The sequence below is a fragment of the Oscillospiraceae bacterium genome (assembly GCA_034925865.1).
In the GTDB taxonomy this organism is placed as follows: Bacteria; Bacillota; Clostridia; order Oscillospirales; family SIG627; genus SIG704.
In genome coordinates this window covers 111,014-120,240 of record JAYFRN010000029.1, presented here as the reverse complement: position 1 = coordinate 120,240, position 9,227 = coordinate 111,014, and the positions used below count along the sequence as shown (strand labels likewise).

Genomic DNA, 9,227 nt, shown 5'->3' with positions numbered 1-9,227 from the left:
CGACGCGCTTCTTCAAAAGACCTTCACGACGGATTTCCTGACAAAGAAGATGAAGCCGAACGAGGGTGAAGTTCCTCAGTTTTATGTTACGGACAGTCACGATGGAATCATTGACGCCGAGGACTTCGAAATGGTACAGGCGGAGTTCGCACGGCGTAAGGCATTAGGGCGCAGCTATAATTGTAAGAGCTGCTTTTCAGCGAAGCTGGTCTGTGGCGATTGCGGCGGTTTCTATGGCTCGAAGGTGTGGCACTCAACCGACAAATACCGCCGCGTGATATGGCAATGCAACAGCAAGTTCAAAAAGGGCGAGAAATGTGCCACGCCACATTTGACCGAGGATGAAATAAAGGAGCGCTTCATTCGGGCGTGGAACGGTATGCAGGACATTACCGATGAGGTTATCCGTGAGTGCCGGTTGGCGCTTGCCGACCTTTTTGACAGCGCCGCCATTGACGATGAGCTTGCGGCAAAGAACGCAGAAGCCGAGGTGCTTATCGAAATGAACCGCAAGCACATCGCTGAAAACGCGTCGGCGGCGCAGGATCAGAAAGCGTATAAAAAGCGGCAGGAGGAGCTTGTGTCAAAGTACGATGCGGTGGTAAAGCACATCGCCGAGTTGAAAGCTGAAAAGGAAAAACGAAAAATCCAGCGCACGGTGCTCACAGCGTTTATTGACACGATGGAGCAGCAGCGCGGGTCGCTTACGAAATTTGACGAGCGCCTGTGGTTGGCGGTCGTGGAAAAGGCGACTGTTCACGCCGACGGACGTCTGGTGTTCACCCTGATGGACGGCAGCGAAATTGAATAAGCGATGGGCATAGACTCCCTGCGTCGAAAGCGATGCGGGGAGCTTTTTTATTACGTTGCTTACGCAGATGAAGTGTGAAAATTCGATTTGCACCAAAGATGCACCAAAGCGCAAAAAATGCACCAAAATACTGCTCGTTAACGATTTGTCGGAGGGGCAGCGACGAATGAAAGGAAAATCGGTGTTTCAAAGGCTGAAATCAATGTCCGCTGTGACTTTCGACGCTCACAGCCAAACACAAAAACAGCCCGAAAAGCCTGCAAATACGGCGTTTTCGGGCATAAAAATGTCGCAGAGAACGAATACAAGCATTGTATCAATTCTCTGCGACATAGTTGGTGCGGGTAGCAGGACTTGAACCTGTATGACCTTGCGATCACTAGAACCTGAATCTAGCGCGTCTGCCAGTTCCGCCATACCCGCATATTAAGTTTTAACTCAGTTAGTATATCATAAGCTTATGGATTCGTCAAGATAAATTTTACACAAATATAGGAGGATCATAACACAATATCATCACCGAAAAGTGCGCAGATATCGATATTCTCAAGTGTACGTTCGGTTCTTTTTCCGGCTGATGCCAGCATGGTATTAACTTTATCGTTTATGCTTCTTTTAATCAGATCGTTTACATCTATGCCGCGCAGCGTAAAGAAGAGCATGGGATCATCATCAAAACGTGCACCGATACCATATAAAACCGCTGCGACATGCTTACACATGCATGCCCAGTCAGGGCATGAACACGAAAATTTTATTTCTTTAGGCGAAGGAAACAGCCTGCTGTTTTTCTGCGTAAAGAGCACAGCAAATTCTGCCGGGAATTTTCCTTCCGCAAGCTCAGTCAGGCTTCCGATCTTATTTTGACACAGACATTTTATTCTGTCCCAATCGGGTACGCTCATCGGTGAGATATTCACACTGACGTTATACGGACGTGCTTTTGATCCCTGTACCTTTGCCGTAACGGTCCCGCCTTCAATAGCAAGATGTATTACGCTTCCGTTGCGCACATATGCTTTTCCGCGGGCGATACGGTTAACATAATCGGCGTACAGCTCAAGATTATTGCACCATGCCTGTCCCCACCATGATTTTGCGATCGCACGTCCTTTTATACATATCGGATTATATCCAGCCATTTTTTTAGTATACGCCATTGATTACACATCCAATCTGAACAATGACATGAGTTGTTCTGCCGGCAGCTCGGTGATCCAGCTCTCACCTGTATCTGACAGAATATCATCAGCAAGCTTTTTCTTATCTTCGATCATGGTGTCTATTTTTTCTTCTATTGTTCCCTTTGTTATCAGCTTGTGTACGATTACATTTTTGGTTTGTCCTATCCTGAATGCTCTGTCAGTCGCTTGGTTTTCCACAGAGGGATTCCACCAGCGGTCAAAATGCACGACATGATTGGCTCCTGTCAGATTGAGTCCGACGCCGCCCGCCTTTAGCGAAAGCACCATGTATGGGATATATTCATCACGGCTGTTGAAACGATTAACGATTTCACCACGCTTTTTTATGCTTGTACCACCGTGAATCACAAGACCTTTTCTGCCGAATAAGCTATTTAAAAATTCGTCAAGCGGCTCGCACATTTCTTTGAATTGCGTAAAAACAAGCATGCGTTCCATCTTAGCGGAGATTGTTTCGCAAAGTTCCGCGAGTATCCCGTATTTACCGCTGTCGGAGTCGGCATAAATTCCCTGACCTGTGTACAAATCGGGGTGATCACATATCTGTTTCAGCTTTATAATTGATGCAATAACGAGACCCTTGCGTTCAATTCCTTGGGTATCATCTAACTTTCCAGCTAAATTATCTACTACGGCTTGATACAGTACGATTTGCTTTTTGCTCAGACTTGGATAGTTTTTCATTTCGATTTTGTCCGGTAGATCTGATATAATTGCTTTATCGGTTTTTAATCTGCGAAGGATAAATGGGTTTACCGCCTGCTTTAATTTTATGTAATCGCCGTTTATACGCAGTTTTTTGGTGAAATTGTAAAACTCCTTTGAGGTTCCGAGCATACCGGGATCAAGAAAGTCAAAAATTGACCACAGATCAGCAAGCCGATTTTCCACAGGTGTACCTGTCATGGCGATCCTGAACCTTGCCGGTATCAGTTTTATTGATTTTGTCTGCTTTGTTCCGGGATTTTTTATTGCCTGTGCTTCATCAATAATAATAGCTTCCCAGTTGTGAAGCTTCAGGTCATCAATCCGCATCACCATCGTGTAGGTTGTGATGTATAGGTCTATGTTATCTTTTTCTTTAATCTCATAATTCCCATAGCTTTTATGAAGAATCCGGAATTTTATTGATGGTGCGAAACGCGCAAGCTCCTTCTGCCAGTTTTCGATAAGCGATGCCGGAATGATCAGAAGTGACATGCCACAGCCGTTTTCACGCATTTTGTCAAGCAAAGCTATTACCTGTACTGTCTTGCCAAGTCCCATATCATCTGACAGACATGCGCCGAATCCAAGCTGTTCCATGTTATAAAGCCAGTGATACCCTCTCAACTGATACGGACGAAGTGCCGCTTTGAAATTTTTACTTACAGGTATGTTTTCATATGCCGATACGGCCTGCATCTGTACTAGAAAATCATTCAGCCATTCGCCGTTTGTAATGCTGTTACTGCCGGATGATATGTCACCGGATATGCCTGTATCATCTAATCCAAGCTGCATCCGCATAACATCGAAAAAATTGAAATCATGTGAACAGAGCGATTCCTCGGCGCGTTTATATGCTTCCAGCACTTTTTTCAAATGATCATTATCGGCTTCGACCCATTTGCCTTTAATGAATGCCAGTCCTCCTGCCGACGCAAGCAGGGCAGCGATCTCATCTTTACAAAGTTTCTCTCCGTCAAGTGTTAAAGACACGTTAAAAGCAATCAGAGCATCTGCGCCAACTCTTGACGGTGCTTTGTCGCCTGCTGTGACCATAACTCCTGCGCGGCGGGAATGCTTTTTCCACCAATCAGGTATACGACAGAGTATCCCGCACTCGTTATAAAGCGGTATTTCATTTAAAAAGCCGTATGCTTCTTTACTTGTAAGTCCGACAGGAGAAAAAATTTCTCCACTTTTAATAATTTCAGAAATAAAATCACTTTTTTCTGATGCGCGGAGCACGGTCGGCAGCAGCTTCAATATTTCATCAGTATTGCCCTTGAATTCATCAAGTGCGGAGCCAAGCGGCTCCTGAATGGATTTTTTTCCACGCATACTACAGTATGTTGCAAGAAAAGCAAACGGATATTTTTCACTTTTATTCTCTACAAGATGAAAATATACGCGTCCCATAACATTCTGAGATGCTTTGCGGCTGTTGATATAATCTCCGACCGTACCATTATAAATTGCGATCTGTGAATCAAAAACAAAACCGAGCTGTTCCCATATGTGTTCAAACCATTTGCGAGTGACATTTTCAGAACCGAGTGAATATGGAAGCTGATCTGTCAGCCATTGACAGATTTCAGCGTTGGGTACAATATTCGAGTGACGCGTAAGCTGTACGGAATAATCGGATGCGACGGCTTTGATAAATTCTGAGGAAATATTATGGAAATACATCAGCGCAGAATCATTGATATCATCAGTCTCATCAGAGAATGCAAATTCATACAGTGCAAAAAATGGATTTACTTTATAATTATCCGCAAATGCTTTTTCACACTTTGACATAATATTATTGGAAGGAATATATGAATATCCGTATTCAGTAAAAATAATATCTGATTTATATTCTTTATTTTTCAAAGTCGTCGTTCGGCTCCTCATCTATCAAAAACAGTACTTACTGAGCTTCAGCAAGTGTTATGGATGATTAAACGGCAATTATTAAAACGGCATTTAAATAAGTCGTTTTATAAGAGAGAAAAGCCCATATACCAGAGGCTTTTCTCTCTTTAAGCGGTAATTAATCGCCGTTTTATTAATTATCTCAGTTATAAACATTCAAATCAACTGTTTTTGTATTTTGCCAAATATTCTTCAAGACACATTTTGTATTCATACATTTTTGTCGCGTGATACCGTCCTACATATCTGAAATGCCACGGTTCAAACATAATGCCGGTAATATCCTGCTTGTCTTTCTGATAACGCAGGATAAAACCAAACTTATGCGCGTTTTCCGCAAGCCATTTGGCGGCTGCTTCATCGGCAAATGACTGCTTGGCAGTATCGAGATTATGCATATCACAGCATAAACCTGTCTGGTGTTCGCTTGTGCCCGGAGGCGCGGTTCCGACGGCGGCTTTCTTTTTCGCTTCGGCTTCGGAACAGCCGTCCCGGCTCATAATACTATTTACACTGTTGTTGAAAAGGTATTCCTGGGTATAATAACTGCGGTATCCGCTGGTGACCGAAACGTCGGTGAAGCCGTTCGCTCGCATTTCGATATAAAGCGCCTCGAGAGCTTTTTCGGCGACAAGACACATCTGTTGAGCATCACGGTCTTTACGTGTGTCCGCGATATCGGTCAGATCTGACGGCTTATAATCGTTGCTGACAGAATGAGTTGAGTTTACAAGAATCAAATAATCATCCCTGTTTTCGGGATTCATGTATTTTTCATAATCCGAGAGATTAGAAATGAAGTCGGGCTTCGGGACAGGATCTGAAAAATCGTCTGGACGGCCGGGTTTCGTGTTGCCTGATATTTCCGAAGTCAAAGGAATAGAGGCCTCAACCGAAGCGGTTTTCTGAGTATATTCAAGCTTATCGGCGGTCTTTCTGAGAATGTAGTATCCGTTTTTATCGATTTCAAGTGAAATACCGATGATATCTGTGGTATAGAAATCAACAGGAAGGTATACTTCTCCATTCATTATATGGCAGGGAGCCGAGAGGCTTATGTTGGTGCCGTTGACAACCGCGTTTATATCTCCGTCGGAGAAGTTGGCGTATTCGCCGGAATAAAAAATAAAGCTTCTGATTTTGCCGGAACCGGTTACCGTCATTTCGGAAAAAGGATTAATTGCTATAATAGGCAGATACGGCTTTCCGTCCGGTGTCATGAACTGCGAAATATATTTTTTATATGTTCCGTTTTTATTTGATGAGGATTTTGGCGCTATTTCAATTTTGACGATTGTTTCTTTGGGTTTTGCCGAATGACCCGGGAGCAGCTTTATGCCGATAACAGCAAGATATGAAACCGAAATTATTGCGTAAAAAAACGCAAAAATCAATATATACGCGGGAAGACGTGAGAAAAAGCGCCGTCTGTTTTCACGGCGTCTGTTTTCACGACGTCTGTCCAGGGAGGATGTCTTGCGGATTCCCGAGGCATTTTTTACGGTTTGGGTCTTCATTATATGATCCTTTAAATATTGGCGTTTTTAAAAATTTTAGAACTTTCAGCTATCTGATTTTTACTTACAGCTTTTTTATTATATCAAATATGCCTTGCATTTTCCATAGTAATTGAAAATTTAACAAATTCAGCTGTTTTTAGTTAAAACACACTTGATTTTATAAGCGTGCGGCATTAAAATAAACTGATATATTATTAATGTTTTAAACACGGTGAAAGATGTATGCGAGATTTTTTAAGCCGCCTGCAAAATGAAAGCGTGAAGCTGTCAAAATCACAGCGTCGCCTCTCGGATTATATAACAGAGAATTACGATAAGGCGGCATATATGACCGCCGCGAAGCTTGCTGCTACCGTAGGCGTTTCCGAGTCTACAGTAGTGAGATTTGCCGACGAGCTCGGGTTTGACGGATATCCGGAGTTCTCGGTATATTTAAAAGAGATCGCCAACCGCAAGCTCACTTCAATTCAAAGAATTGCCTTGTCGGACGAGAGAATAGGCAATGTCAGCATACTTGACAGTGTTTTGTCCTCGGATATAGATAAGATCAAAAGAACAATTGAGAACATTGACCGCGCCGCCTTCGATGCGGCAGTCGATGCAATTTGCTCCGCGAGAAGCATATACATAATCGGAGTGCGCAGCTCGTCGGCCCTGGCTATGTTCCTCGGCTATTATTTGAATCATATTTGCGAAAATGTCCGGCAAATCACAGCGATTAGCGGAGTCGAACTGCTGGAACAGCTCATTCACGCTTCGGAAGGTGATGTCGTGTTCGCCATAAGCTTTCCGCGTTATTCAAAACGTATAATACGCGCTGTCGAGTATGCGAGTAAAAAGGGCGCGCGTATAATATCACTTACCGACGGGATGGAATCGCCTCTTGCTCCGATGTCAGATGTGTGTCTGTGCGCCCAGAGTGAAATGGTCTCCTTTGCCGACAGTCTTACGGCGCCGTTCAGCCTGCTCAACGCGTTGATCATTGCGATCGGGAGAAAGAAAAAGGACAGTGTCAGTAAAATCTACGGAGAGCTAGAGTCTATATGGGAGGCTCATGAGGTTTATGATAAAACAAACGAATGATACGGCGCGCGTATGTGTGATAGGAGCCGGGGCTTCCGGAATGACCGCCGCGGTATTTTGCGCGCGGCAGGGAGTTTCTGCCGTTATTTATGAACGGAACAGCGAACCTGGCAGAAAGCTTTTGATTACCGGAAAGGGAAGATGCAATGTAACAAACGACAGCAATGTGCGCGATGTTATAGAAAACATTCCGTCCGGCGGCCGTTTTTTATATTCGGCTATATCTGCATTCAGTCCCTCTGATACGATCGCTTTTTTTGAATCAGCCGGAGTAAAGCTGAAAACCGAACGTGGCGGAAGAGTTTTTCCGGTTTCGGACAGCGCGAAGGATATACGCGACGCGCTTGTCAGGGAGATGATGTCAACGGGACTGATTGAAAAAATAAATGCCCGGGTAATATCTGTTTCACATACGGACAATGGCTTTTTGGTGCGTACAGCGGGAACGGAAAGATCATTCGGCGCAGTCATCATTGCGACCGGCGGGCTAAGCTATCCGAAAACCGGCTCCACCGGAGACGGATATGATTTCGCGAAAGCGCTGGGGCATACGGTGACACCGCTTTATCCGTCGCTTGTGCCGCTTGAATGCGCGGGAGCTGTATGCAGGGAGCTTATGGGGCTTTCGCTTAAAAATGTGGCGGTCAGGTTTTACGATAACGGCGGCAAATGTCTGTATGAGGATTTTGGAGAAATGCTTTTCGCTCATTTCGGAGTGAGCGGTCCGGTGATACTAAGCGCATCCGCGAAGTTAGGAATTTTAAAGCGAGGTGAAAGCTGCCGGCTTTCGATAGATTTAAAGCCTGCGCTCGACCGCGAAACGCTTGACAGACGCGTGCTCAATGATTTTTCGGAGAATAAAAACCGTGAATTTTCGAATTCGCTTGCCCGTCTTCTTCCCGCAAAGCTTATCCCCGTAATCGTTGCCTTATCCGGAATATCGCCTGAAAAACGGGTAAACGAGATAACAAAAGAAGAAAGGGCGCGGTTTGTCTCACTGTTAAAGGATTTCACCTTGACTGTCATGGGGACGCGTCCTATCGACGAGGCTATTATTACCTCAGGCGGAATCCCCACGGAAGAAATAAATCCCAAGACAATGGAATCTCTGATATGTCCACGCTTGTTTTTCTGCGGCGAAATAATAAACTGCGACGCGTATACGGGCGGATATAATCTTCAGATAGCGTTTTCAACGGGTAAAAAAGCGGGGGAATCCGCCGCAATGCGTAGCTCGTATTAATAAATAAACGCTTTAATAACGAAATGGCAGATCAATGAACAGTTATTATGATAAGATAAGGAGTTTTCTGGCTCCTATAATTCATTTTTTGTTCCGATCCAGAGCAAAGGGAACGGAAAACATACCGCAGAACGGCGCGGTGATAATAGCTCCGAATCATTTTTCGTTTATCGATCCGTTTCTGGTGGCGGCGCATATGTCACGTCGGTTGACTTTTTTAGCAAAAGCGGAGCTTTTTAAAACGCCGTTCATCGGGAACATTATGAAAAAAATCGGCGCTATACCGATTAACCGCGACGGAAAAGACTCCGCCGCTCTTCGCGCCGCTATCAAAGCGCTGAGGGAAGAAAATGTGATTGTTATATTTCCGCAGGGAAAACGTTACCGCGGTAAAAAGCCCGAAAAAAGTCAGTTAAAATACGGAATAGGCTTTCTTGCCAATATAACAAAAGCTCCCGTTATTCCGACGGGAATATATACTCGGGGTTTTCGCAGCATATTATTCAGAAAATCCTTTGTTTCCTTCGGCAAACCGGTTTTTGCCGAGATATCCGAGGGAATAGAGGGAATAAAGGAAACAAACGAAGAAGTGAGCGAAAGAATACTTGCGCAGATAATGGACGAAATTGAATCCGCGCAATCGTCGGCCGTTTTCTCGGAATGATCGCGCTTATTATTAACTCGCATAAAATAATTACCACTCAAAGAGAGAAAGGCTATGGTATATGAGCACTTTACTT

The 9,227-nt window shown here is 44.3% G+C and carries 8 protein-coding genes and 1 tRNA gene; 5 read left to right on the top strand and 4 right to left on the bottom strand.

Annotated features, from left to right (window positions below; genetic code table 11):
* Together VB118_10820 and VB118_10815 are read left to right on the top strand one after the other, a co-directional pair.
* Positions 1-811: zinc ribbon domain-containing protein (locus VB118_10820; GenBank protein MEA4833090.1), on the top strand; the 811-nt coding region annotated here is incomplete at its 5' end.
* Between the two features lie 166 nt (positions 812-977).
* On the top strand, positions 978-1,169 hold the full coding sequence (locus VB118_10815; protein ID MEA4833089.1) for a hypothetical protein: 192 nt from the start codon (positions 978-980) through the stop codon (positions 1,167-1,169).
* Here the strand turns inward: VB118_10815 and VB118_10810 are convergent.
* The 4 genes from VB118_10810 to VB118_10795 form a co-directional block, all read right to left on the bottom strand.
* A tRNA-Leu gene (locus tag VB118_10810) sits at positions 1,148-1,234 on the bottom strand. The genes VB118_10815 and VB118_10810 overlap by 22 nt on opposite strands.
* 77 nt (positions 1,235-1,311) lie before the next feature.
* Entirely contained in the window at positions 1,312-1,971 is a 660-nt protein-coding gene (locus tag VB118_10805; protein ID MEA4833088.1) for a hypothetical protein, read from the bottom strand.
* Positions 1,972-1,974: 3 nt separating this feature from the next.
* Positions 1,975-4,599 carry a DEAD/DEAH box helicase gene (locus VB118_10800; GenBank protein ID MEA4833087.1) on the bottom strand — a complete coding sequence of 875 codons (2,625 nt, stop codon included), beginning with the start codon at positions 4,597-4,599 and terminating at the stop codon, positions 1,975-1,977.
* 203 nt (positions 4,600-4,802) lie between these two features.
* The gene (locus VB118_10795) at positions 4,803-6,158 is read right to left on the bottom strand and encodes a M15 family metallopeptidase (protein ID MEA4833086.1); all 1,356 of its coding nucleotides are present in this window, start codon (positions 6,156-6,158) and stop codon (positions 4,803-4,805) included.
* Between the two features lie 225 nt (positions 6,159-6,383).
* Here VB118_10795 and VB118_10790 point away from each other — a divergent pair, with 225 nt between their 5' ends.
* Genes VB118_10790 through VB118_10780 form a run of 3 tightly spaced genes read left to right on the top strand, consistent with a single transcriptional unit; the run spans position 6,384 to position 9,151 of the window.
* The gene (locus VB118_10790) at positions 6,384-7,244 is read left to right on the top strand and encodes a MurR/RpiR family transcriptional regulator (protein ID MEA4833085.1); all 861 of its coding nucleotides are present in this window, start codon (positions 6,384-6,386) and stop codon (positions 7,242-7,244) included.
* Complete coding sequence (locus tag VB118_10785) at positions 7,225-8,487, top strand: NAD(P)/FAD-dependent oxidoreductase (protein MEA4833084.1); 1,263 nt, start codon at positions 7,225-7,227, stop codon at positions 8,485-8,487. Before VB118_10790 ends, VB118_10785 begins: the two co-directional genes overlap by 20 nt.
* Positions 8,488-8,521: 34 nt before the next feature.
* Complete coding sequence (locus VB118_10780) at positions 8,522-9,151, top strand: lysophospholipid acyltransferase family protein (GenBank protein MEA4833083.1); 630 nt, start codon at positions 8,522-8,524, stop codon at positions 9,149-9,151.
* Positions 9,152-9,227 lie beyond the last annotated feature (76 nt).